Here is a 24281-nt window from a genome sequence, read left to right as displayed (position 1 = left end):
GGTCACCCGACCGGCGGGCTTTGTCGTCCCCGTGTCGATTGACACCGTTCCGGTTGCGACCGGCGCCGCCGTCAGGGTGATCCCTCACCGAGGCGGCCCCACCCGACCGTGCACAGTGACTGTCCCCACATCTGCGTTAGAGTCGCAGTGATCAACTGTTCGCTCAGCGATGCAAAGGACACTCATGGATCTCACGAACACCGTCGCCCTCGTCACCGGCGGAGCCTCCGGACTCGGCCGCGCCACCACCGAACGCCTCTTGGCCGCCGGCGCCCAGGTCGTCATGGTCGACCTCAACGCCGAGGTGGGGCAACAGGTCGCCGCCGAACTCGGTGACTCCGCCCACTTCGTCACCGCTGACGTGACGAACGAAGAGCAGGTTCAGGCCGCCGTCGACACCGCGACCGGGCTCGGCGCTCTGCGCGTCGTCGTCAACTGCGCGGGCGTCGCGACCCCCGGAAAGCTCGTCTCCCGCAAGGGACCGCTGCCGCTCGAGGCATTCCAGAAGGTGCTGAACATCAACATCGTCGGCACCGTCAACGTCTGCCGCCTCGCCGTTGCGGCCATGCAGCAGCAGGAGCCGGACGGCGAAGACCGCGGAGTCATCGTCAACACCGCCTCCGTCGCGGCCTTCGACGGGCAGATCGGCCAGATCGCCTACTCGGCCTCCAAGGGAGCCGTGGCCGCGGTGACCCTGCCGATGGCCCGCGAACTCGCCGCCTCCCTCATCCGCGTCGTCACCATCGCCCCCGGAATCTTCGAGACCCCGATGATGGCCGGACTGCCCGCCGAGGCGCAGGAATCCCTCGGCAAGTCCGTGCCGCACCCGGCGCGGCTGGGCAAGCCCGCCGAGTACGCGCAGCTCGTCGAATCGATCGTCGCCAACCCGATGCTCAACGGTGAGACGATCCGCCTCGACGGCGCCATTCGCATGGCTCCGAAATGATCGATGAGGGAGGTTCAGCGGCGGGCGTTGACGAGCAGCGCCAGCTGCACTCGCGAGGTCACCTCGAGCTTGTCGAAGATGCGCGCCAGGTGAGTCTTCACCGTCGCCGTCGAGACGAAGAGCGAGCGCGCCACCTGCGCGTTCGTCAAACCCTGAGCGACCGCCTCGGCGATCTCCCGTTCCCTGGTCGACAGATTTGCCAGCGGATCCTGACCCTGCGCCGAGGCGGCCGGACGGGACGACATCAACGTGGCCAGGGCGGTCGCCGACAGGGTGCGGGTGCCGTCGGCTGCCGCGCGAACGGCGTTGATGAGCTCTTCCGGTGGGGTGTCCTTGAGGATGTAACCGGCAGCCCCGGACTGCAGGGCGCGGTGGATGAAATCGTCGGTGCCGAAGGCGGTGAGCATGAGCACCTGCGGATGTTCGGGATCGGACAGCAGCGTCTGCGCGGCCTCGAGACCGTCGAGACCGGGCATCCGGATGTCCATGAGCACGAGGTCGGGGCTCAGCCGACGGGCGAGGTCGATGGCTTCGACTCCGTCGACCGCCTCGGCGATGACCTCGATATCGGTCGCCGCGCCGAGGAGGAGCTTGAGACCCGAGCGCATGAGCGATTCGTCGTCGGCGATGAGTACCCGAATGCTCATGGCTATGTCTCCTGCTCGTCGCGGGGGTCGGTCGTTTCGGTCATACCCAGGGCGTCGCCGTCTGTGAAGATGTCGGCGTCGACGGGGATGCGGGCTCGGAGGGTGAACTCCGGAGTGGTCGTTACGGTGAGATCGCCGCCCATGGCCTCCATTCTCTCCCGCAGACCGAGCAGTCCCAACCCGGATCCGGAGACGAGCTGCTGCGCTCCGGCGCGGAAGGCCGGGGCCAGACCTGTGTGCGGATTGCTGGCGACGAGCACGAGGTGACCGTCGGCCTCATCGAAGCCGACCTTGATCGTCACCGTCTGGCCTGGGGCGTGCTTCACCGCGTTCGTGATCGCCTCCTGGACGAAGCGGTAGATCGTCGTCTGCTCGAGCGCCCCACACCGGTGGAGCGACTCGGCTGTCACCGGTTCGAGGTATCGCAGTTCGGCGGTGTCGCCCCTGGCCGCGACGAGGCGGTCGATGTCGGGGTCGATGACCGTGCCCTGGTCATCACTGCGCAGCATCGTGAGCACCTCACGGAGTTCGACGCCGGAGCGGCGGGCGGCATCGGCGATGAGACGAGCACTTTCGCGGACCTCGTCGGGGTCGAGGTCCTGCCGCACTGACAGGGCACCGGAATACATGGCGATGACGGAGAGATGGTGGGACAGGGAATCGTGCATATCGCGGGCGATGCCGCGTCGCACCTCGGCGATGGCGCGGTCCTGCCGGGAACGTTCGCGCAGCAGGGTCTGTGCGGCGGAATCGATGAAGCCCTGTTCGCGGGCGCCGCGGATGACACCGACGATGACGATGATGGCGTACATCGTGCCGCCGAAGACGAACACGGGAAGATCGAAGGCTCCCGCCGCCTGTGGAGTGAGCACATAGGTCGCTGAGAAGGCTGCCAGTGTGGCGGCGAGTGCGACGAAGTCGAGGGCCCAGCTGCGTCGGGCCGACAGTGAGATGAGCATGAACGAAGCGGCGAAGGCGCCGAGGATGCTGACAGTGCCGAGGAGTATGCCGATGATCCCGACTGTGACGGGAATCCAGCCTCCCGGACGCCGCTGAAGCGATTCGACGGACCCGTCGGCGGCGAGGAACTCATCACCGCCGTGCCCGGTGACTGTGAGGAATTCGCGCAGCTTTTCTGAGGCAAGGACCTTCGGCCGCAGTTGTTTGCGCGGAATCCGGCGTCCGTCGAAGACGAGCACGATTGGCAGACAGACGAAGGATACGAGCCCGAAGACGATGTGTACGAAGATTTCGGCACTGAGCGCATCGGCCTCAGCACCGGTGGAATCAGGATTCGGCCATTGCTGTCCGATGACGATGAAGAGGATGAGCACGCCGACGACCGCGGAGATGCCGGTCCAGAGGAGGGCATGCGCGAGCGGGCGGCGGGCGGGGCGAGGTGTCACCCTTCGAGCCTACCGGTGAGACGGCGGATGGTCTGTCGCCCGAAAGGATGAATTCGGAGCGGACGCGAGGGCGCGGCAGCCCGGCCGGATGCGCCCTGACGTGCGCATTCATTCGATCGGATGACATGAATCATGCCCTTGACCGATGGTGGGCGGCCGCCGGTTTCGAAAGGGTGGAGACATGAGAAACCGACCCCACACTCTGCACTATCATCGTCAGTTCGCCGCACTGCCGGACAATCGGTGGTTCAAGCCGATCCTCGTGGCGCTCCTGACCGCGGTGTTCTACCTCATTGCAATCGTCGTCCTGTTCGTCGGCTTCTTCGTCTGGGCGCTGATCGCCCTCGGCGCCGACGGTGACGTCAACACGTGGTCGGAACGCCTCATCGACATGAACACGACCACGGGCGTCCTCTTCGGACTCGTCAGCGTCATCCTCATGTGGCCGGCCGCCGAGCTCGCGACCCTATGCATCTACCGGCGCTCGTTCTCCTCGATGATCTCGCTCCGCGGCGGCATGCGATGGGGGCAGCTCGGCCGGTATCTGCTGGTCGGGGCGGCCGTGTGGGTGGTCTGCGCGATCGTCATGGTCACCTTCTCCGACGGGGCGATGGGTAACCTGACCTCGGGAATCGTGTGGAACGGCCAAGTGCTCGCCATGCTCGTCGCAATCATCTTCCTCGTTCCGTTCCAGGCGACGGCCGAGGAGGTCGTCTTCCGCGGCTTGGCCATGAACATCATCGGCTCGTGGCTGCGTCATCCCGCATGGGCGGTGCTCATCCCCGCGCCGTTCTTCGTCGTCGGTCACGTCTACGACCTGCCGGGACTCATCGACGTCGGCATCTTCGCCGTCATCGTCGGCATCCTGACGATCATCACCGGCGGTCTCGAGGCCGGAATCGCCTTCCACATCGTCAACAACGTCTTTGCGTTCGGTCTGGGTGTGCTCGCCGGTGCCGACCTCAATGCGACGAGCGCCCCCACAGTCGAGGTCGTCATGTCGATCGCGGCTCCGATCGTCTTCGGCATCATCGTCGTTCTCGATCATCGCCGCCGAGGTGGATCGTCCTTTCGCCGAGGCGGCCCGACCGACCGTGAACCGCTGCGTCCCCGCGGGGATCGTTCCGAAAATTCGGACGCAGGTGCGGCCGGGGATGCGAATGCCGACACTGCAATGGAATCGAGTCGGTGATGAGCTACTACAGCGAGCTCGCCCAGAACCTGCGCAAGCGCGGGTGTGAAGAAGGCCAGGTCCTCACCGTCCTCCACGAGGTCAAGGAAACGACGCGGAAGGCAGGCACGACACCCGAGGCCGAGTTCGGCACGCCGAAACAGAAGGCCTCCGAATACACCGGACCACGTCATCGTTCCCGCGGCGGTACGACGCTCAACGTCTTCGGTTTCATCGGAGTGTGCTGTGTGGCGGTCTTTGCGATCTGGCCTGGGCTGTTCGATTTCACGAATCCCGTGTTCAGGGAAATCGGCGGCATCATCGCACTCATCGTCCTGCTCATCATCGGCGCTTTTGTCGCAGGGTTCATCGACACCCGTGTGCCCAAGGAGTTCGAGGACTCACGCGCGAACGACCGCTGACCGGCTCAGTGTCGTGGATGTTCGGACTGCGGCCCGGATGCGGAGTCGTCCGGCGGTGTCGAGTCGGCGGCCAGAAGACGATCGACGAGCTCGTCGACCGTGATGCCCTCGGCCCGCGCGGCGGCGTTGATGCGATCGAGCGTCGAAGGCGACAGGGCCGGCGCCGGTTGGGACGCCGGCTGGGACGACGACGGTTGAGTCGACCGGGCTGACGTCTCGCCGGCTCGGTCGGCGCCCGCAGGCTTCGACCCGGCCCTGAGCAGCAGCGAGGTCAGCGGCACGATGACGACTCCGAGCGCGGCGAGGATCCATACGATGCCGTTGAGGCGGGTCAGCCACTCGAGTTCCCACGCTGATTCCACCCAAATCGTGACGAGAACCAGGCTCGTGCCGAGCGCGAGGAGGCAGAGCGTGATCGGCAACCCGATCCGCACCACCCGGGACCGGGGCACCAGCAGCAGAATGAGCGAACTGACCGAAGCGACGGCGGTGACGAGCACGATCGACGCGAGCACCTGGTAGAGGATGTCGCCGATGGTCAGGCCGGTGGAGCCGGGGACGGGGTCGTCCCACACGTACGGATCGCCCCAGATGAACAGAATGCTCACCAGCAGGGTGATGAACGCCAGCAGGATTGTGGCGCTGCCGAACCATTGGGCTCGCCGACCGATGAGCGTCGCCCCGCAGAAGGCGGCGACGCTGCAGGCGCCGGTCACCGCCGTCGTGGCGATGACCTGGAACGTCGGTTCGGACTCGATATCGCCGAGCATGACGATGATCCCGCCGATCGCCGCCACGCTGAAGGCCACGACGATGATGACGGCGATCGTGCGCCGCAGGTCCCGGACGAACCGGGACTGCTCTCGCGCCGCGGGTTCCGGTGCCGGCGTCGAGGGGGCAGATGGCGTCGATGGGGATGAGTGAGTCACTGTTTCTGCACCTTTCGGAGGGGATTTCAGACAGCAGGGATCCCTGATCGATTATGTCATCGATCCGCAGGCACTCACTCCATCGGCAGCGACGCCCTGACCTCGAAACCACGGTGCTCGGTCGGCCCCACCCGCAGGCTTCCGCCCAAGGCTTCGACGCGTTCACGCATCCCCTTGATGCCGAAACCTCCGCCGAGGTGGCTGTGCCCAGCCGCATCCGCCCCGCCGTCGGGTTCCCCGTTGAGCACGGAGATCTCGAGCCGGGAGCCGATGGCCGTGACGGTGACCGCCACGGGGGCGCCGGCGGCATGCCGCAGCGCATTCGACAGACTCTCCTGCACCACGCGGAAGGCCGTGAGGCTCGTCGTCGGCGGCAGCGACATGGGTTCGGTGGGGAAGTCGAGATTGACGACCGCACCGGAGCCGCGCGTGACATCGACGAGAGCGGGAATGTCGTCGACGGTCGGCTGAGGAGCCAGGTCGGCATCCCGGCCACCGCGGAGGATCGCGAGCAATCCCCGCATCTCCGTCAGCGCCTGCCTGGCCGATGAGGCCATCGAATCGAACTCGCCGAGGCTGCGCTCATCGAGTCCGGGCAGCCGGTACTTCGCCGTCGTCGCCTGCACGCTGATGACCGACATGCTGTGCGCAACGACATCATGGAGTTCCTGAGCGATGCGGTTGCGCTCTTCCAGCTCTTGCCGTTTCGCCAGCTCCGCGGCACTGAGTTCGCGTTCGGATTCGAGCTGTCTGCGACCTTTGATGAGGAGGTTGCCGATGACGCCGATGACTCCGGCACCAGCGGCGACGGCCGCGGTGGTGATGACGTTCGACTGTGCCCCGGGCAGCTCGCCGGCATGAGGCAGGACCAGAGCGAGCACGCCGATGAGCGCACTGCCCGACCACAGTGCGACGAGGTGGATCCAGCGGTGCCGCAGACCGATGATGAGGTGGAGGAACACGAGAGCCAGCAGCGAGGTGACCGTGAACGGTCGTACCGCTCCCGAGACCTCCGCAGTGAGCAGAATGCCTGCCAGCTGAGCGACGAGGCCGAGGCCGATCGCCGGGATGGGCCATCGCACTGCCAGCAGGAGCGCGGCGCTGAGGGCGAAGGCGAGCAGCATCGCAAAGACCGTCGGGACACCGTAGAGGACGGTGGTCACCGGCCACGCGACCGCGACGAGCACGCCCCCGACGAACGCTGCGATGAGCCAGAACCACCCCTGACTCCCAGCGATGGTCGACAGTGCAGACGACTGCGCCGGATGAGTCGGGTGCGCCGACTGCGCCGACTGCATCGCAGCTTCCCCATCAGTCGACAGGGCAGCGCGGATCGAAACGATCTCGAGCAGTGCCATGGCGTGGAGGATGAAGGGGAACGTCAGCAGCAGGATGATCCCGACGATGAACTGGAAGGTCGCCTCGGCGGCGAATCCGAGGTCGGTGACCGGGGAGTTCGTCACCCAGGCGACGACCCAGTCGACGGTGTTTCCGCCTCCGTCCGGGACGAACGCGCCCCAGAAGAAGTGCGTGATCCCGCCAAGACCGCCTGCGAACCAGGCAAGGGAGACGGAGAACGTGAAGAGTCGGATCGGCAGTGCGAACACGGCTTCGTAGAGCAGATCCAACCACGCACGCGCATCGGAGAGCGGAGCCAACCACCAGCGGAGTCCGCGTCCACGGGGACGGGGAGCCGCCTCGGTGATGGCGGCACCCCACGCACGGGCACGGGCCCGGGAGAGGTTGCCGAACGCGCGGGCGACTGTGAGTGTCAGCGGCAGGAGGAGCACGCCGACCCAGACGATGACAGTGGCGATCGAGACGGAGAACAGGGCGATGAGCACCGGGAACGCGATGAGGGAGATGAGCAGGCTCGGGGCGACGAGGCCGGCATCACGGCCGAGATTGTGCCACAGCCGGGCCCACCGCGAACGCGGCGCGGCCGCGGCCTGAGAATCTGCGGCCGTCGCGGCGTTCTGACCGATCTGCGGAGGCTCTGCTGGGCGGGGCACATCTCCAGCGTACGTGTCGGCGGGTGCGGGGGAGGTGAGATCGGGGGAGTGGTTCACAGCGTGATTCCTTCCTGTGCTGTTTGCGAGGTCGAGTGCGCGGTGCCGACTGCAGTCTCAGTGCGAGCGGTCTTGCGGGATTCGAGGACCTTCGGGTGGAAGCGCGAGAGCATCCACACTCCGCCGATGCCGATGGCTGCGGAGACGAGCAGACCGAGGGTGGCCGGCGGAGTCAGGCCCGTGTACTCGCCGAAGAATGCGGCACCGATGATGACGGCGACGATCGGATCGATGACCGTGAGGCCGGCCAGCACGGTCTCGGCGGGGCCGCAGGCGTAAGCGGTCTGGACGAGCCAGAATCCCGCCGCCGAGGCCAGGCCGACCGCGCCCAACAGCGCCCACCAGCGCAGACCGAACGTATCGAGTCCGGGCAGCCCCGACATGACGACGGATCGGGCGAGGACGTGCGTGGCCGCGGCGACCGTGCCGAAGACGATCCCGGTCATGACGACCCGGGGGATGTGGCCGGCGGAGCTGAACGAGAACAGCCCCGCGAAGACGGTGAGGGCGATGAGCACGGCGAGCAGCCAGGTCACCGACTGTGCGTTCACGGAGATGTCGTGGGCGAACCTCGCCGAGGTGGCCACGAAGGAGAAGATTCCGAAGAGCGTGACCGCGATGCTGATGAGCAGCGGAGCACCGAGGAGGAGCCCGAAGTACCGCCGACCGATGAGGACGGCGAAGACGAGAGAAACCGCGCCGATGGGCTGGACGATGGCGACCGGGCCGAGTCCGAGCGCGATGACGTTGAGCACCGTGACCAGCCCCATGAGGCCGAGCCCGGTGGCCCAGGTGGCGCGACGGCGCAGGCCCGGAGCCATCGTGGCCACGGCATGCTGTTGGAAGTGGGTGCCCAAGGCCAGGCAGAACGCTGCTGCGGTGGCGAGGATGACGGCGGTGATGATCATGACTCGAACGTTAGGGAGCCGGTATGCGCCGGCACATCATACGCAGGAGTGAAATGAGTGCCGCACGTATCACCCATGAGGATGAGATCTGCGCGAAACCGGGCCCGAGCGGCGGATTCTCGGGGATTGCGAGGGTTCTGCGACCCCGCTGTCCGGTAGGTTTGGACCATGCCGGGATTTGAGGACGCGGGGAACGGAGACGGGGGAGCCGCCTCGGCGAGTGTGCCGCCTCCGTCGGAGACGACGATCAGGGTCGCCATCGTCGACGACCAGGCGATGGTGCGGCAGGGGTTCGGGGCACTGCTCGACGCGCAGTCGGACATGCAGGTCGTCGGCAGCGCCGATGACGGATCCGCTGTCGTCGACCTCGTTCGCCGCACGAGCCCCGATGTCATCCTCATGGACATTCGGATGCCGACACTCAACGGACTCGACGCCACCCGAGCGATCTTCAACATGCCCGGCGACCACCCGCGAGTCATCATGCTCACCACGTTCGACGCCGACGAATACGTGTTCTCCGCACTTCGGGCCGGTGCCAGCGGATTCCTCCTCAAGGACGCCACCGCCGAAGACATGATCACCGCGGTCCGGGTCGTCGCCGGCGGGGAATCGCTGCTCGCGCCCTCGGTGACCCGCCGCCTCATCGCCGAATACGTCGCCGGGCCCACCGTGGCCAAGGACACCGCGGTGCTCGGTCAGCTCACCGACCGGGAGATCGACGTGATGACCCTGGTGGCGAAGGGGCACGCCAACGCCGAGGTGGCCGAACAGCTGTACCTCGCCGAACAGACCGTGAAGACCCACGTCTCGAGGATCCTGTCGAAGCTCGGGTTGCGCGACCGCACCCAGATCGTCGTCGCCGCCTACGAGTCCGGGTTGGTCGTCGCCGGGAACTGAGCGGCGCGGTTCGGAGAGGGGCGTCTGCGGGGGACGCCGGCTCGCTGACTACTCGCGGGCGAAGCCGGCTCCGAGGTCCTTGACTATGGTCTCTGCGGATCCGTCCTGGGCGCTGCGGTATCCGGTTCCGGCCCACAGGTGCAGGCCGTGCGGGTCATCGGCCTTCTTCGCCGCGGCGCGGAACTCCTTCGTCAGATGGTGCACGGCCGGATAGGCGTCGACGGCGATCGGGTCGAACGTCCGCACGAAGTCATTGACCAGCGCACGCGCGGGGCGCCCGGTGAACGCCCTGGTCAGCTGGGTGTCCGTGAACTCGTCGTCGGCCAGTGCAGCCCGATGAGTGGGTGCCGTTCCTGCCTCGTCGGAGCGCAGAAGCAGGGTGCCGACGACGACTGAGCTCGCCCCCGCACCGAGGAGCTCTCCCACCATGGCCTCACCGTCGACTCCGCCGCCGGCTGCCACGGGCAGGTCCACCTCGGCGAGGATGTCACGGACGAGATCGACGGTCGCGCGGTCCTCGATGGTCCGCGTCGGATCGGCCGTACCCGAATGTCCGCCGGCGTGCGGACCTTGGACGATGAGCCCGTCGACCCCGACTTCGGCGGCCGCACGGGCCTCAGCAACCGAGGTCACCGTGGCGACGACCTGAGTGCCGACGGCGTGGAGGCGGTCGACCGCCTCGGCGGTGGGCAGATTGAAGGTCAGCGAGACCAGAGGAACGGGGTGCTCGGTGAGCCAGTCGAGCTTGTCGTCGAAGTTGTCGTCATCCTCGACCGGTTCGGGATCGAGCGTGATCCCGCGAGCGGCAGCGGCCGGTTCGAGCGCACTGACGAACCCGTCGAAAGCCTCGCGATCGACAGGGACGGGATTCGGAGCGAAGAGGTTGACGCCGAAGTTCGAGGTCGTCTCGCGCATCCGTGTGATAAGAGGGGCGAGAGCCTCGGCGGTGAGATACCCGCCGGCGACGAAGGGGAATCCGCCGGCCCGGGCGACAGCCTCGGTGAGTTCGGGCGTCGTCGTCCCACCGGCCATGGGTGCACCGATGATGGGCAGTGAGGTCTTCGCGAATGCGATCGTCACGGTTCTCTCCTATTATCGGCGGCCCGGGCTCGGCGTCTGTCGCCGAGCGAGGCGGCCGCGTGGTGGTGCGTGCTCATCGCCATTCTCACACGATCGGGTGCGGCGAGTATGAGGTGACCGGTCGAAGGTATCCCTCGGAAGTATCGGTCGGCGGGGGAGAGGTGGGCTCTCCGGCGTGATGTGCCGAGGCAGACGCGGTTCCTAACTTCGGTGTCATCGCCCCGATTCCCTGTGATCGGCACTGAACGACTCTGACAAGGAACTGCCATGACACTCATGCTCAACGACCCGGCCCCGCCCGCCGGCACCGAGGTCGGTCGAACCCCCGAGAGCACGGTCGCCCCGCCCGCCGAACCTCGGACTCGCGAACCCCACACCGCCGCCACACCCCACCGTGACCAGGCCATCGACCTCATCCGGTTCGGCTGCCTCGTCGTCGTGGTCATCCTCCACTCGATGATGAGCGCGGCCGTACTCGGTTCCGACGGCACAGTGGCGCCGACGGTCGCGCTGTCGACGACCGCCGGATTCGCCGCAGCGTCCTGGTTCTTCCAGGTCATGCCCCTGTTCTTCATCATCGGGGGATACGCGGGCATCACCGGATGGCGGCGCACCCGTGCTCGAGGCGGAATCTGGACCGACTATCTGCGCGCCCGACTGCGCCGCCTCGCCGTACCCACAGCAGCCCTCGTCGTCATCGCCGGACTCGGACTGTCCGCGGCCGCTGACATGGGCGTTTCCTCGGATCTCATCGTCGAGGCGAGCCGCCGCATCGGCCAACCGCTGTGGTTCCTCGCCGTCTACCTCGGCCTGTCCTCACTGGTGCCCGTGGCGGTCCATTTCCATGAAAGGGCGCCGAGGCGGTCCCTGGCAGTCCTCGCCGGTGCCGTCATCGTCGTCGACGCTCTCGCCCGAACGACAGGGATTGCGGGCCTCGGCTATCTCAACTTCGTCGTCGTCTGGCCGCTGATCCAACAGCTCGGGTTCTTCTTCGCCGATGCCGTTGACCGCCCGATCAGCCGTTCCGCGGTGTGGACGGCGCTTGTGGCCGCGCTGGGTCTCCTCGGCGGACTCGTGGCTGCCGGGGTGTACAGCCCGAATATGCTCGTCAACCTCAATCCGCCGACCGGCGCCCTCGTCCTGCTCGGCGTCGCACAGCTCTGCGTGCTGCGGCTGTGCCACGCCCGGCTGAATCGGGCGCTCAACGTCGATCAGCCGTCCGCAGAGTCGACGATGGTTCCAAGAGAAGCCGCCGCAGCCCTCGCCGAGGCGGCCCCCTCCTCCCGAATTCTGACCGCCCAGTTCTGGGCGCGGGTCATCGCCTGGGGCAATTCCTACGGAATGCAGGTCTACCTGTGGCATATGAGCGTCGTCGTCGTCCTCATCGGCGCTCTCGGATGGCTGGCGCAGACAGTCGTCGGCTTCCCGACGGGGATTCTGCTCGACCTGCCGACCGGCACCGTCGCCGAGTTCATCCTTCCCGAGATCGAGTCGGGATGGTGGTGGGCGACGCGTCTGCCGTGGCTGCTTGCAGTCATGGGACTCTCCGCGCTGGTCGCCATGGCGGCGGAGCGGATCCCGTTCCCCGCCGAACAGCGACTGGCCGCAGTCGGTCGCAGCCTCTCAGCGCTTGTCCGTGCTGTCCTTCCGCAGGGTTTCCCGGTCCAGGCATTCAGCTCGCGGGCGCGTGCCGTCGTCGCTGTCGGAGCGGCCACGATGGGCATTGCGATCGCCCTCCTCGTCGGAATCGCGCCGATGATCTGGACGGTCGTGGCGGCCGGCCTGCTGATGGGTTCGCTCATCCTGTCGGCCGGGCTCACTCCACCGCGGCAGCCAGCTGGTCGGTGACAGTGCCCCAGTCGTCGAAGAACCCGAGCTCCTCATGCCGGGCGCGCTGCTCCGGGCTGCCGTGCCGCACGATGGCGCGGTAGTCGGTGCCGTCGGGATGGTCGCCGAGGATGATCTCGGTGGTCATCGCCACCGGGTCCGGCAGCGACGGGTGCCAGGAGCTGCTGACGGCGTTCGTGAACACGAGGCGGCTGCCTTCCTCGATGACGAGGAACACCGCATCGACATGCGGATGCCATTCGGTGCCGTCCTCGCTCATCCGGGTGACGAAGGCACCGCCCGGAGCGAGCTCGAGCGAATCCACGCGCAGACTCAGGGGCGCCGGAATCCACCATTGGGCCAGCTGATCCGGCGTGGTCCAAGCGTCCCAGATGGCCTGCTTCGGGGCGCTGATGATCCGCTGGATGCTGAGGTCGAGGTCTGGATTCTGATTTCGTGTGCGAGAGAGCTGAGCGGTCATGATTCCTCCTTGGTGGGGGTGGGCCCGTCGGAGTCGTCGGAACCCGTGGTGACGAACTGTTCGAGCCGGTCGGTGGCGCGTTCCCAGATGCGCCGCTGTTCTTCGAGCCAGCCCGAGAGCAGATGGAACCGATCCTGGTTGAGCACACAGGTGCGCACGCGCCCGGACTTCTCGGTCCGGATGAGGCCGCACGATTCGAGGCTGCGCACATGTTTCATGAACGACGGCAGCGAGATCGACAACGGCTCGGCAAGCTCTCCGACGCTGGCCGGTCCCCGCCCGAGACGCGCGATCACGCTGCGGCGAGTGGGGTCGGCCAATGCTGAGAACATCGCATCGAGCTCATCCGAATACTTAACCATGAGGCTAAGTATTACACCCTAGGGCGGCGTATGGGAAGAGGGTGGCTGAAGGTTCTGTGACGAATGATGACGGTCGCCGTAAGAAACTATTGTTGAGCAATCGGGTTTACTGATACGGTGTGAATCGTCAACATTCCACGACATCACTTCAGCAGAGGGCATGATGATCGCTTTCAAGAATTCGCAGACCTGGGCGCTGTCCGCACGGTTCGAGGCTCTTGACTGTTGCATGACCATGCCGATGTTACGCCTCTTCAAAGGCTGATTTCTCGCCGACTCCGGGCGCCCGGGCTTTTCTGCGGCGGAGGCTGTCGGGTCTCGCTCGCCTCGCCTCGCCGGACGCTCCGCGTTCTCGCGTGATTCTGGGGCGCCGAACCGAAAGCGCTTGATCTTTCCGGCGATATGTTGAGCAATCACTGCCGAACGGTCGGCCCGTGATCGTCGCAACTCGCGCCGACACCTTCGCAACCACCTCTGATTCACATCCACCACTGACACCACCCAGGACACCCATGACCACCATCAGCTCTCCCGCCGCTCCGACCCGCTCGCCGCAGCGCCGCTCTCACTTCGCTCTCGCCGTGCTCGCAGCAGGTTCCCTCCTCCTCGCCGGGTGCTCCGGATCGGCACAGGCCGAGGACGAAAATGCCACACCTCAGGACGGCGGGACACTGAAGATCGCCTACGACGTCGATCCGACCTGCCTCGACGGACAGCAGCAGGGCACGAACGTCACCCTCAATGTCACTCGTCAGATCACGGACTCGCTCACCGATCAGGATCCGGAGACGCAGGAGATCAAGCCGTGGCTCGCCGAGAGCTGGGATGTCTCCGAAGATGCGAAGACCTTCACCTTCCACCTCCGTGACGGGGTGAAGTTCCAGGACGGCACGGACTTCACCTCCGCCTCGGTGAAGGAGAACTTCGAAGCGATCCAGGAACTCGGGGCGAAGGCTTCCCTGGGACAGACCTACCTCGACGGGCTGAAGTCGATCGAGACTCCCGACAAGCAGACCGTGACATTCACCTTCGACAAGTCCAACGCCCAGTTCCTCCAGGCGACGTCGACGATGTCGCTGGGCTTCTACTCCTCGGACACACTCGCGAAGTCCCCCGAGGAACGCTGCACCGGAGACATCGTCGGCACCGGCCCGTTCCAGGTGAAGTCCTTCGAACACAACAAGTCGATCGAGCTCGCCCGGTTCGACGACTACGACTGGCCGTCATCGATCGCCGAGCACGAAGGGCCGGCCCACCTCGACGGCATCGAATTCTCCATCGTCCCCGAGGCCTCGGTGCGCAACGGTTCACTGCTGTCGGGACAGGTAGATGTCGACTTCTCCGTCCAGTCCCAGGACGAGAAAACCCTCGAGGCGCAGGGACTGGGCATCGCCTCCCGCCCGAACCCGGGCGTCGTCTACAACCTCGTGCCCAAGCTCACCGGGAACATCGCCAAGGACAGGTCGGTGCGTCAGGCGCTCGTCAAGGGCATCGACCGCGACCAGCTGCAGAGCGTGATCTCGCAGCACCAGGCTCCGGCCACCTCGGTGCTGGCGAAGTCGACCCCTGAGTACGAGGACCTCTCCGATCTGCTCGCCTACGACCCGGACGGGGCGAAGAGACTCCTCGACGATGCCGGCTGGAAGACCGGCGACGACGGCATCCGGGTCAAGAACGGCAAGAAGCTGTCGACGACGCTGACCTACTGGCAGGACGCCCCATTCCTCGAGCTCGTCCAGCAGCAGCTGCGAGAGATCGGCTTCGACCTCAAACTCGAGAAGAAGACCACTGCCGAGGTGACCGCCCAGCAGGCCGAGGGCAAGGAAGAGCTGACCTTCGGCAACCTCACCCGTGCCGACGGCGATGTTCTGCGCAACTACTTCGGCGTCGACGAACAGAACGGCAACGCGAGGAAGAAGAAGGAGAAACTCGACGACATCCTCGCCCGCACGACCTCGACGCTCGACGAGAAGGAACGCACGGCGGACTTCACGAAGGCCGCGAAGATCCTCATCGACGAAGGCTACTCGATTCCGATCGTCGAACTCTCCGGAGTGATCGGCACCGGCAAGAATGTCCACGACTTCAAGTACGAGGCCTCCTCGCGCTTCCAGCTCTATGACACCTGGCTGGACGGTGAGCAGTGATGAGCCTGCGCTACCTGGCCTCCCGGCTGGCCCAAGGACTGCTCGTCCTGTGGATCGCGTTCACCTTCAGCTTCTTCCTCCTCTACTGGCTGCCCGGCGATCCGGTCATCACGATGCTCGGCGCCGGGGGAGAGCTGCAGAGCTTCGACCCCGCCGAGGTGGCCAGGCTTCGTGCCGAGTTCAACCTCGACCAGCCGCTGCCCATCCAGTACCTGCTCGCCCTCCTGGCCGTCGTCCGCCTTGATTTCGGCACCTCGATCCAGGCCGGCACCCCAGTCACCGAGGCGATCGCCGCCGCCCTGCCCTCGACGCTCGCGCTCGCCGCGTTGGCCTTAGGTCTCGCCTTCGCGGTGGGGGCCATCATCGCGGTTGCCGCGACCCTGACCCGCCGCCCGTGGCTGCGCGACACCCTCGCGGCTCTGCCGGGACTCGGGGTCGCACTGCCGACTTTCTGGGTCGGACTGATGCTGCTGCAGATCTTCTCCTTCCGCCTTCCGCTCTTCCCTGCGGTGGGCACCGGCACCCCTGCCGCGATCGTGCTGCCGGCCGTGACCCTGGCGATCCCGCTGTCGGCGATCATCGCCCAGGTCCTCTTCCGCTCGCTGCAGAACGCCTGGATCCAGCCCTTCGTCACGACCTTCCACGCATCGGGCTACACGCGGCTGCGGCTGCTGCTGCGCCAGGCCCTGCCCGTGGCGCTGCTGCCGGCGCTGACAATGGGCGGGGTGCTCTTCGGCCAGGCGCTCGCCGGGTCCGTCGTCGTCGAGAACGTGTTCTCCCGGCAGGGCCTCGGCCGGCTCGCGCAGACCGCCGTGACCGGGCAGGACATCCCGCTCGTCCAGGGCATCGTCCTTTTCGCCGCGGCCGTGTTCGTCCTCGTCAACCTCATCACCGACCTCACCTACCCGCTGCTCGATCCGCGGCTGCGCGCCGCCCGCCGGAAGCTCGAAACCAAGGCCAGGGACACCCTCGCCGAGGCGGCCGACCGTGAGGACGCACCCGCCGGTGCGAGCCCGGCCGGCTCGACGGCAGAGTCCGCATCGACGGAGACAGAAGGAGCGCGCGCATGAGCCTGGCCACCGAACTGCAGAAGAACGCCCAGATCGCACCGACCGGGCCCAGTGCGGGCCGGCGCCACGAGGACCGGGTCCCCGGCGGCGGCACGCCCGGTCGGCTGCGTCGCCTCACCTCGGCGGTGGGTTCCTCCCACATCGGGATCGTCGAAGTCATCGCGATCATCGTCCTCGGACTCGCAGCACTCGCCGCCGTCTGGCCGACCCTGCTCACCAGCGTCGATCCGCTCACCGGCGACCCGGCGAACCGGCTCCTGCCGCCCAGCGCCGAGCACATCTTCGGCACCGACCAACTCGGCCGCGACGTCTACGCCCGCACCATCCACGGTTCCGCGCAGACCCTGTCGGCCAGCCTCGCCGCCGTGCTCATCGGGGTCGGGGCAGGCGTCCTCATCGGCCTGCTCGCCGGCTTCTTCACCGGAGTCCTCGACGCGATCTTCATGCGCACCGTCGACGTCCTCCAGGCCGTGCCCGGCCTGCTGCTGTCGATGGCCGTGATCACCGCGCTCGGCCTCGGAACCCTCAACGTCGCCGTGGCCGTCGGCGTCGCGGCCGTGCCCTCGTTCGCCCGTCTCACCCGCGCCGAGGTGATCCGGTGGCGCTCGACCGAATTCGTCCGCGCCGCCCGCGCCGATGGACTTTCGGCCGCATCGGTCCTCGCCCGGCACATCCTGCCGCAGGTCAGAGGCCCGATCGGGGCGCTGCTCGCACTCGAATTCGGGTCGGCTGTGCTCGCCGTCTCGGCCCTGAGCTTCCTCGGCTTCGGTGCCCCGCCGCCGCAGCCCGAATGGGGTCTGCTCGTCTCCGAGGGGCGCGACTTCCTCGCCGCAGCCTGGTGGATGACGACCTTCCCCGGACTCGTCGTTGCGGCGGTGGTGCTCGCCGCCAACCGTCTCTCCCACGCCGTCAACTCCGAGAAGGAATTCCGATGATCAACACCGATCTCCTCTCCTGGCCTTCGGCCGGCGCCGGCACCGAACTCCTCGACGATGCCGGCCCGGAGACCACCGAGGCCCCGGAGACCCAGCCGCCCCAGGCCCAGCCGACCCCGACCGGGGGCCTGACCCAGGCCCAGCCGACCCCGTCGCCTCAGGCCTCCGCGGCCCTCGAGGTTGTGGGACTGAGCGTCACCTATCCCGGTGCTCCCACCCCGGCGATTGCGGACATCGACCTCAGTCTCGCCGCCGGCGATACGCTCGCCATTGTCGGCGAGTCCGGATCTGGCAAGTCCACGACGGCCGCGGCGCTGACCGGACTTCTCCCGGCTGGGACGAAGGTCCACGCTGACACGCACAGCCACCTCGGCGAGGATCTCACCTTGGCGAAGCCGCGCACGTGGCAGCGGATCCTCGGCACGGGGATCGCCTACGTGCCGCAGGACGCGGGTGCCGGGCTCAACCCGGTGCGCACGATCAGCTCCGCCCTGGCCGAGACGCTCACGGTCAACGGATTTGCGAAACCGCAGATCAGACCCCGCATCACAGAGGTGCTCACCGCCGTGGGACTCGATCCGGCGACCCACGGACGGCGGTATCCGCACGAGCTCTCCGGCGGGCAGCGGCAGCGCGTGCTCATCGCCAATGCGATCGCCGCCCGCCCGGCGCTTATCATCGCCGACGAACCCACCTCGGCGCTCGATGCGACCGTGGCCAAACAGGTACTCGATGTGCTGGGCGGCCTCGTCGCCGGGTCGCAGACCGCGCTCGTGCTCATCACCCACGACCTCGGCGTCGCGAAGGAACGCGCCGCAAAGCTGCTGGTCATGCAGGCCGGCCGCATCGTCGAGACAGGGCCCACCGAGGCCGTCCTCGCCGACCCTCAGCACACCTACACACAGTCGCTGCTCGCCGCGGCCCCGCACCTCGGGTGGGGTCGGCTGCGGCCGAGCGCAGACACAGCCGGCACGACCGCCTCGTCGAGCGCGTCCCCGACCCGGGGCGCCGACACCGCCGATTCCGGCACCGACGACGGCGCCGAGGCAGTCCTGGCAGGGCGCGGCATCGTACGGAACTTCGGCGGGGATCGTCCCGCCGTCGACGGTCTCGACATCAATCTGCGGGCCGGGTCGACGGTGGGAATCGTCGGCGAATCCGGGTCGGGGAAGACCACCTCGGCGAGGATCCTGCTCGCTGCCGACCGAGCGGATTCAGGCGAGATCACCCTCCACGGAAAACCCGTCAATGACTACCGGCGGAAGGACCTCGGACGGCGCATCCGCTACGTCCACCAGGACTCGAGCGCGGCTCTCGACCCGCACTACACGGTCGAGCGGATCCTCACCGAACCGCTGCGCGGCCACCGCATCGGCACCCGAGCCGACCGGCCGGGACGCGTGCGGGAGCTGCTCGACTCCGTCGCCCTCGATCACAGCCTCCTCCAGCGCACCCCGCGGGAGCTCTCGGGAGGTCAGAGGCAGCGGCTCGCGATCGCCCGCGCGCTGGCCGTCGATCCCGAGGTGATCATCCTCGACGAACCCGTCTCCGCACTCGACGTCGGCGTGCAGGCACAGATCCTCCAGCTGCTCGTCGACCTGCAGGCCCGCCTCGGCGTCGCCTACCTCTTCATCTCCCATGACCTCGCCGTCATCGAGCAGATCGCCGACGAGGTGATCGTGATGAAGGACGGTCGCGTCGTCGAATCCGGGCCGACCGCTCGTGTGCTGCACGAGAGCCGTGACGACTACACGCGGGCGCTCATCGACGCAGTGCCGTGCTTCGACGACTCGGCCGTGCGTACGGCCGTGCGCACGACCTCGACAGAGACCACTGACACCGACGTACGCGCGACCGCCACTGACACCGGCGACGCCTCGCCGACCCCGAACCCCACCGAACTGACAGGAGCATCCCATGCCTGACTTCGCCACCACCATCCCCGGCCAGCCGCGGCAGGTCCACCTCGCCGCTCACTTCCCGGGAGTGAACAACACGACCGTGTGGTCTGATCCCGCCTCGGGCAGCCACATCGAATTCGACTCCTTCGCCCACCTCGCACAGACCGCCGAGGCAGGACTCTTCGACTTCTTCTTCCTCGCCGAAGGCCTGCGCCTGCGCGAACATCAGGGAAAGATCTTCGACCTCGACGTCGTCGGTCGTCCGAACACCACGGCCGTGCTGTCCGCGCTCGCCGCTGTGACCAAGCGCATCGGCCTGGCAGGGACGCTGAGCTCGACGTTCAACGAACCCTTCGACATCGCCCGCCGGCTCGCGACGATCGACCACCTCTCGAACGGTCGCGCCGCCTGGAACGTCGTCACCACCTCCAACGTCTTCACCGGGGAGAACTTCCGCCGCGGCGGCTACCTCGACTACGCCGACCGCTACCGCCGAGCCGAAGACTTCATCGACGTGGCTCGGAGACTCTGGGACACCGCTGCCGGTGACGGGTCATTCGCCCATGCCAGCAACTTCTTCGACATCGCCGGACGCTTCCCCGCCGGTGCCCTGCCCGGTGGTCACCCCGTCGTCTTCCAGGCCGGGGACTCGGACTCCGGCCGTGACTTCGCCGTCGGTTCGGCCGACGTCATCTTCACCCGCCACTCCGACCCCGAATCCGGACGGAAGTTCTACGCGGAAGTGAAATCCCGGCTGGCCCGTTACGGCCGCACCGAAGACTCCCTGAAGATCTACCCGGGAATCTCCGTCATTCTCGGGGACACTCCCACCGAGGCGGTCGAACGTTCCCGTGAGGTCGCCGCCCAACAGGTCAGCGAGGCCGGTGCCATCGCGTTCCTCGAACGCGTGTGGGACCGCGACCTCTCCGCCTTCGACCCCAACGGACCCTTGCCCGATGTGCCGCCGGCCGCCGACTCGATCTCCCAGGGCAGGGTCAAACACATCAAGGACGCGGAGGCGACGATCGCATCCTGGCGGAAGATCGCCGAGGCCGAGAACCTCACCGCCCGTGAGCTCGTCATCCGGGTCTCGACCCGCCACTCCTACGTCGGGACCCCGCACCAGGTCGCGACCGACCTCGCCGAGGCGGTCCGCACCAAAGCCGCCGACGGCTTCATCCTCGTCCCCCACCTCACCCCGGGCGGACTCGACGAGGTCGTTGAGAAGGTCGTGCCCGAACTCCAGGAACTCGGGGTCTACCGCACCGAGTATCCGGACGGGTCCCTGCGCGAGAACATCGGACTGCCCGCCGCCCGCACCGCCGCCGACTGGGCCGACGCCCGTCGCGAAGCCCGCAGCACCGCCGCCGCAGAAACCGACACCACAGAGATCGGTGTCGCCGGCACCCCCGACGCTCCGACCCGCGAACTCAAGGAGGTGGGCTGACATGTCGCGTGTCGTCCTGCTCTCGGCCAGCCCCTCGGAGAACTCGAAGACCGAAGCGCTCCTCGAGTTCATCGCCCGCAGGCTCGGCCAGTACGGCCACCGTGCGGAATTCATCAAACTCCGCCACCTGCCCGCCGGCCCCCTCCTGGCCGGCGATGGAAGTGACGGTCTCATCGCCTCGGCGCAGGCCACGGTCGCCGCCGCCGACGCGGTGGTCGTCGGGTCCCCGGTCTTCAAGGCCACGTACACCGGACTGCTCAAGGTCTTCGTCGACCTGCTGCCGATGGACGCCCTGCACGGCAAACCCGTGCTGCCGCTGCTCACCGGCGGATCCGCCGCCCACGTCCTCGCCCTCGACTACGGCCTCAAACCGCTGCTGGCCACCCTCGGGGCGAGCTCGATCGGCCGCGGACGCTTCGTCGCATCGAGCAACATCCTCCCGGCCACGGACACGACCCCGCCGCGCATCGATCAGTCCGTCGAACGCGACGTCATCGACGCGATCGACCAGTTCGACTCGGAACTGACCGTCCGCGCACGGTCCTGCACCCACGCCGAGGCAACCGCCGCCGAATCCCTCATCACCGCCCCGATCACGACCGACAGGAACCCCTCATGAGCGTCATCATCGCCACCACGCTGACTCCCGACCCGACCACGGGCCCGGCGACCGCGAAGACCCTTGACGGACATGCGGACTTCGCCCTCGTCCCCGATGACTTCACCGGATACGACGCGCTCGAGTTCGCCTCCTGGCTCGGCCCGCTGACCAGCAGGCTCGGGATCGTCCCCGAGGTCCGCGCCACCCATCTCGAGCCCTTCCACCTCGCGACCGCCTCGGCGACGCTCGACTACGCGGCCCGGGCCCGTGCCGGACTCGCCGTGGGCATCTCATCCACCCCCGCCGAGGCGGCCCTCTTCGGTCGACGCGGCCCCGCCCCTGCACCCGCTGCCTGGGCCGAGGCCGCATCCGTCATCGACGTCATCCGCCGACTCTGGGACTCCTGGGACGACGACGCGATCATCCGCGACGAGGCCACCGACCGGTACATCGATCGCGACCGCCTCCACTACATCGAAGCGCAGGTCCAGGACTCGACGGGAGTCGACTACTCGGTGCTCGGCCCCTCGATCACGCCGCGCCCGCCGCAGGGCCACCCGCCGATCATCGTCCGCGCCGAGACCGGCAACGAGGCGGCCCGCGGCGCCGCCGACGTCGTCCTCGCCGACGAGGCCGCCGGCACCGTCTCGCTCGAGGATCTGCGCACCGAACTCGACCCCGGAGTGCCGGTGCTCACCGTCCTGCCGGCACCGACGACCCGCGCCGAGGTGGCCGAGCTCGTCGGCTCCGTGCGCATCCTCGTCGAACGCGGGGCCTCGGGGGTGTTGCTGACCGCGTCAGCTGAGAATCAACTCGACTTCAGCGTCCGCCTCGTCTCCGAGATCCTGCCAGCCCTGCACGCGGCGGGACTGCGGGACACCCCTGAGGTCGTCGCGGCACTGGGCGGCGGCAGCAACGCGAGCGATCTGCGCGGCCGCCTCGGACTCGTCCCGGCCGTGAGCCTCTATGCCGATGCGTAAGACGTCGGCTGCGGTGGACCTCACGACCGGCGGTGATGCGTCGACGGCATCCGATTCGGGCAGGCACCGCGCCGACCTCACCTTCATCGGGGCCGGTCCGAAGACCCTGGGCATCCTGCTTGCGATCGCCGCGTCCGCGAACGCCGGGGCAGGCCTGCGCATCCACCTCGTCGACCCGTACCCGGCCGGAGCCGGGCGGATCTGGCGGACCGAGCAGTCGCCGCACCTGTGGATGAACTCACGCACCGAGGACATCACGATCTTCCCGGACGAGTCCTGCCTGCTCGAGAATCCCGGCATCATGGGACCGACCCTGCATGAGTGGATTCACGGGCCCGGTCGGGAGCGCCTGACGCAGGTGGGCCTCGGCTGCGAGGCGGCAGGGCTCGACTCCCAATCGTTCGCCAGCCGCCGGGTCCAGGGCCACTACCTGTCGGCGGCCTTCGAACTCGCTCTCGATCGGCTCGGCGCCGAGGTGCACATCCACCGTGCCCGCGCCGAGGAGGTGCGCCGCGGCGATGACGACCGCGGCTTCGTGGTCACCACCTCTATCGGTAGGGAGATCGCCACCGATGTCCTGGTCTCGGCTCAGGGGCATCTCGATATGCACACCGCCGAGCAGGATGCGGTCCTGGCCGACCGTGCGGCCGCCTCGGCAGGACGTGACCTGTACTACCAGGCTCCCGGATACACGGCCGACCTCGACTTCAGCAGCATCCCGGCCGGCGCTGAGGTGCTCACCCGCGGTTTCGGACTCGCGTTCCTCGACTTCATGGTCATGGTCACCGAGGGTCGCGGCGGTGAGTTCGTCGACGACGGAGAACGGCTTCGCTACCGGCCCTCCGGCACCGAACCGGTGCTGTGGGTGGGATCCTCCCGTGGGGTCTCCTACAGTCCGAAGCTCGGCTACAGTCAGGCCGATGTTCCAGGCGCACCGGCGGTGGCACTGCGGTACTTGGACCGCGTGGCTGACGGAACCGGCGGCGTGGGAGGGGGCCGTCGCGGAGGTGGGCACCGCCTCGGCGAGAGTTTCCGGTTCATCGACTTCGATGCGGTGCTCGGTCCGCTGTTCGAACTCGAACTCACCTATGCCCACTACGAACACGTGCTGTGGAAGCGCGGCATCGACGCTCCCGAACTGCTCGAGCGCATCGACGCAACCGCCGAACGGGTCCGTTCAGGCCGCATCGGTGCGAACGGGGCCGAAGCCACCACCGGCGCCGTCTTCGAGACCATCGCCGAGGCCGCCCGCGACGTCATCACAGACGAGGCCGATCTGTTCGACCTGGACCGCATCAACCGTCCGCTGGCCGATCTGCGCTGCGATGATCTCTCTTCTGCAGAGGCGAGCGTGCGCAACCACATCTCCGGGCAACTCAAGCGCAGTGCCGATGTGCACCACTCTGCCGACCTCGCCGTCTTCACCGCTCTGGTCAAGGCATATGTGCAGATCAGGATGCTCGTCCGCGACGGTCGAGTCAGCAATGGCGATCGCACGGAGTCCGTCGAAGGCAGCTTTCATTCCCTGTTCTCGTTCATCGGCAGCGGCCCGCCGCCGAAGAGAGTCAGACAGATCCTCGCTCTCCACGAAGCGGGTCTCGTTCGGTTCTTCGGTCCCGGGTTGAGCATCGACGCCGATGCTGCCGGTTTCACCGCCCGCTCCACTGCTCACCCGGAGGCGAAGACCTTCACTCACCTCGTCGATGCCCGCCTGGCTCGGCAGAGTGCGGAGAAGGCAGCCGATCCGGTCCTCGAAGCACTGCGGGCGGACGGCCGACTGCTGCTCGAGACCGCGGCGCGCGCGAAGCTGCGCACCGACGGGGCCGGTCGCGCGCTCGACGCACACGGTCGGACACAAGGCGATCTGTTCCTGCTGGGTCCCGCGGTCTCCGGATCGACGGCCGAGGCCTTCACCCGCCCGCAGACGGGTGCCCCCGTGTTCGCTGACAATGAGCGCATTGCCGGGGCGATCCTCCACGCCGTGGCGGCAGGGTCCTACCGTCGGGAGCTCCTGGCCGGGTGACCGGCGACCGGCAGTGGGACTGCTCGATC

21 protein-coding genes are annotated in these 24281 nt (G+C 67.5%); 13 read left to right on the top strand and 8 right to left on the bottom strand.

The window, feature by feature from the left end:
• Positions 1 to 184: 184 nt before the first annotated feature.
• The gene (locus AC3CD9_RS13835) at positions 185 to 946 is read left to right on the top strand and encodes a 3-hydroxyacyl-CoA dehydrogenase (protein ID WP_488364465.1); all 762 of its coding nucleotides are present in this window, start codon (positions 185 to 187) and stop codon (positions 944 to 946) included.
• 14 nt (positions 947 to 960) lie between these two features.
• Here AC3CD9_RS13835 and AC3CD9_RS13830 read toward each other — a convergent pair whose 3' ends face one another.
• The gene (locus AC3CD9_RS13830; protein ID WP_488364464.1) at positions 961 to 1593 is read right to left on the bottom strand and encodes a response regulator; all 633 of its coding nucleotides are present in this window, start codon (positions 1591 to 1593) and stop codon (positions 961 to 963) included.
• Positions 1594 to 1595: 2 nt separating this feature from the next.
• Positions 1596 to 2999: a sensor histidine kinase gene (locus AC3CD9_RS13825; RefSeq protein ID WP_488364463.1), complete on the bottom strand. Its 1404-nt coding sequence runs from the start codon at positions 2997 to 2999 to the stop codon at positions 1596 to 1598.
• A gap of 181 nt (positions 3000 to 3180) precedes the next feature.
• On the opposite strand from AC3CD9_RS13825, the gene AC3CD9_RS13820 reads away from it, so the two are divergent.
• Positions 3181 to 4191: a CPBP family intramembrane glutamic endopeptidase gene (locus tag AC3CD9_RS13820; protein ID WP_488364462.1), complete on the top strand. Its 1011-nt coding sequence runs from the start codon at positions 3181 to 3183 to the stop codon at positions 4189 to 4191.
• Positions 4191 to 4592, top strand: a complete 402-nt coding sequence (locus AC3CD9_RS13815) for a hypothetical protein (RefSeq protein ID WP_488364461.1) — start codon at positions 4191 to 4193, stop codon at positions 4590 to 4592. The genes AC3CD9_RS13820 and AC3CD9_RS13815 overlap by 1 nt, the downstream gene beginning before the upstream one ends.
• A 5-nt stretch (positions 4593 to 4597) precedes the next feature.
• Here the strand turns inward: AC3CD9_RS13815 and AC3CD9_RS13810 are convergent, their stop codons facing one another.
• The 3 genes from AC3CD9_RS13810 to AC3CD9_RS13800 form a co-directional block, all read right to left on the bottom strand.
• The gene (locus tag AC3CD9_RS13810; protein WP_488364460.1) at positions 4598 to 5521 is read right to left on the bottom strand and encodes a hypothetical protein; all 924 of its coding nucleotides are present in this window, start codon (positions 5519 to 5521) and stop codon (positions 4598 to 4600) included.
• A gap of 74 nt (positions 5522 to 5595) precedes the next feature.
• Complete coding sequence (locus AC3CD9_RS13805) at positions 5596 to 7590, bottom strand: sensor histidine kinase (protein ID WP_488364459.1); 1995 nt, start codon at positions 7588 to 7590, stop codon at positions 5596 to 5598.
• Entirely contained in the window at positions 7587 to 8498 is a 912-nt protein-coding gene (locus AC3CD9_RS13800) for a hypothetical protein (RefSeq protein WP_488364458.1), read from the bottom strand. The genes AC3CD9_RS13805 and AC3CD9_RS13800 overlap by 4 nt, the downstream gene beginning before the upstream one ends.
• A 168-nt stretch (positions 8499 to 8666) precedes the next feature.
• Between AC3CD9_RS13800 and AC3CD9_RS13795 the strand changes: the two genes are divergently transcribed.
• Complete coding sequence (locus AC3CD9_RS13795) at positions 8667 to 9398, top strand: response regulator (RefSeq protein ID WP_216657057.1); 732 nt, start codon at positions 8667 to 8669, stop codon at positions 9396 to 9398.
• Positions 9399 to 9446: 48 nt separating this feature from the next.
• On the opposite strand, the gene AC3CD9_RS13790 is transcribed toward AC3CD9_RS13795, so the two are convergent.
• Positions 9447 to 10478, bottom strand: a complete 1032-nt coding sequence (locus tag AC3CD9_RS13790; protein ID WP_139469095.1) for an NAD(P)H-dependent flavin oxidoreductase — start codon at positions 10476 to 10478, stop codon at positions 9447 to 9449.
• A 267-nt stretch (positions 10479 to 10745) separates the two neighbouring features.
• Between AC3CD9_RS13790 and AC3CD9_RS13785 the strand changes: the two genes are divergently transcribed.
• Positions 10746 to 12326 (top strand): acyltransferase family protein, encoded by a 1581-nt coding sequence (locus AC3CD9_RS13785; protein ID WP_488364456.1) that lies wholly within the window; start codon positions 10746 to 10748, stop codon positions 12324 to 12326.
• Here AC3CD9_RS13785 and AC3CD9_RS13780 read toward each other — a convergent pair.
• Positions 12295 to 12786 carry an SRPBCC domain-containing protein gene (locus tag AC3CD9_RS13780; protein ID WP_488364455.1) on the bottom strand — a complete coding sequence of 164 codons (492 nt, stop codon included), beginning with the start codon at positions 12784 to 12786 and terminating at the stop codon, positions 12295 to 12297. The genes AC3CD9_RS13785 and AC3CD9_RS13780 overlap by 32 nt on opposite strands.
• On the bottom strand, positions 12783 to 13148 hold the full coding sequence (locus AC3CD9_RS13775) for an ArsR/SmtB family transcription factor (protein WP_488364454.1): 366 nt from the start codon (positions 13146 to 13148) through the stop codon (positions 12783 to 12785). Before AC3CD9_RS13775 ends, AC3CD9_RS13780 begins: the two co-directional genes overlap by 4 nt.
• 512 nt (positions 13149 to 13660) lie before the next feature.
• Here AC3CD9_RS13775 and AC3CD9_RS13770 point away from each other — a divergent pair.
• Genes AC3CD9_RS13770 through AC3CD9_RS13735 form a run of 8 tightly spaced genes read left to right on the top strand, consistent with a single transcriptional unit; the run spans position 13661 to position 24252 of the window.
• Positions 13661 to 15295 (top strand): ABC transporter substrate-binding protein, encoded by a 1635-nt coding sequence (locus AC3CD9_RS13770; protein WP_488364453.1) that lies wholly within the window; start codon positions 13661 to 13663, stop codon positions 15293 to 15295.
• Positions 15295 to 16365, top strand: a complete 1071-nt coding sequence (locus AC3CD9_RS13765; RefSeq protein ID WP_488364452.1) for an ABC transporter permease — start codon at positions 15295 to 15297, stop codon at positions 16363 to 16365. The genes AC3CD9_RS13770 and AC3CD9_RS13765 overlap by 1 nt, the downstream gene beginning before the upstream one ends.
• Positions 16362 to 17300 carry an ABC transporter permease gene (locus AC3CD9_RS13760; protein WP_488364451.1) on the top strand — a complete coding sequence of 313 codons (939 nt, stop codon included), beginning with the start codon at positions 16362 to 16364 and terminating at the stop codon, positions 17298 to 17300. The genes AC3CD9_RS13765 and AC3CD9_RS13760 overlap by 4 nt, the downstream gene beginning before the upstream one ends.
• Complete coding sequence (locus AC3CD9_RS13755) at positions 17297 to 19225, top strand: dipeptide ABC transporter ATP-binding protein (RefSeq protein ID WP_488364446.1); 1929 nt, start codon at positions 17297 to 17299, stop codon at positions 19223 to 19225. Before AC3CD9_RS13760 ends, AC3CD9_RS13755 begins: the two co-directional genes overlap by 4 nt.
• On the top strand, positions 19218 to 20648 hold the full coding sequence (locus tag AC3CD9_RS13750) for an NtaA/DmoA family FMN-dependent monooxygenase (RefSeq protein WP_488364444.1): 1431 nt from the start codon (positions 19218 to 19220) through the stop codon (positions 20646 to 20648). The genes AC3CD9_RS13755 and AC3CD9_RS13750 overlap by 8 nt, the downstream gene beginning before the upstream one ends.
• A 1-nt stretch (position 20649) precedes the next feature.
• Positions 20650 to 21267, top strand: a complete 618-nt coding sequence (gene ssuE / locus AC3CD9_RS13745; RefSeq protein ID WP_488364442.1) for an NADPH-dependent FMN reductase — start codon at positions 20650 to 20652, stop codon at positions 21265 to 21267.
• The gene (locus tag AC3CD9_RS13740; RefSeq protein WP_488364440.1) at positions 21264 to 22229 is read left to right on the top strand and encodes an LLM class flavin-dependent oxidoreductase; all 966 of its coding nucleotides are present in this window, start codon (positions 21264 to 21266) and stop codon (positions 22227 to 22229) included. Before ssuE ends, AC3CD9_RS13740 begins: the two co-directional genes overlap by 4 nt.
• Positions 22222 to 24252: an FAD/NAD(P)-binding protein gene (locus AC3CD9_RS13735; RefSeq protein ID WP_488364438.1), complete on the top strand. Its 2031-nt coding sequence runs from the start codon at positions 22222 to 22224 to the stop codon at positions 24250 to 24252. The genes AC3CD9_RS13740 and AC3CD9_RS13735 overlap by 8 nt, the downstream gene beginning before the upstream one ends.
• The last annotated feature ends 29 nt before the right edge of the window (positions 24253 to 24281 follow it).

Source organism: Brevibacterium sp. MGP-B1 (assembly GCF_057766545.1).
Note: the sequence above shows the minus strand (reverse complement) of the source record. Positions and strands in the feature narration are given on the sequence as shown.